The 474-nt window shown below is 65.0% G+C and carries 1 protein-coding gene; it reads right to left on the bottom strand.

What is annotated here, in order from left to right; genetic code table 11:
- A partial coding sequence (locus KBI52_RS00865; protein WP_371823087.1) for a hypothetical protein occupies positions 1-474 on the bottom strand: 474 nt, incomplete at both ends.

The following is a 474-nucleotide window of genomic DNA, read 5'->3' as shown; positions in this document are numbered from 1 at the left end:
CGGGATCGTCCGGCAGCTCAGAAGATCGTTCATCCCCTCCAGGTTCTTCAGCAGGCGCTCCTGCCTGAGCCCAAACCATTCCAGCGTGATAGTCCCTGCCCCACCGGCCAGGATCCGATTGGAGCGGGCAACGGCTTGGAGGTAATCCGGCATCTGATCGACCAGGGTCAGGGCCTCGCGACCCTGCCGGCTGAAGCTTTCCAGTGCGCGGCCGCCCAACTCGGACGCCGCCTGGGCACTGTCATCAACAACCTCCTGGACCGACTGCTCCATGACCCTAACGCTCTCCGAGCCAGCCTCGACGGCTGCCAACAAGGTCCCGGATGGATCCGCCTCAGCATCGGCCGGCTTGCGTCCCCGCCGGGTTCGCCGCGGTTCACTGGCGACTTGCCTGGTCTCTGCAACCTCCTCCTCAACCTTCTCGACGACGGCCTCGACCTCTTCTTCGCTCAGGACCTTCAGCACCACCGGCAG

It is taken from the genome of Microvirga sp. HBU67558 (assembly GCF_018069605.1).
GTDB lineage: Bacteria > Pseudomonadota > Alphaproteobacteria > Rhizobiales > Beijerinckiaceae > Microvirga > Microvirga terrae.
The sequence above is the reverse complement of the archived record's forward strand: the minus strand, read 5'-3'. Positions and strand labels throughout refer to the sequence as shown.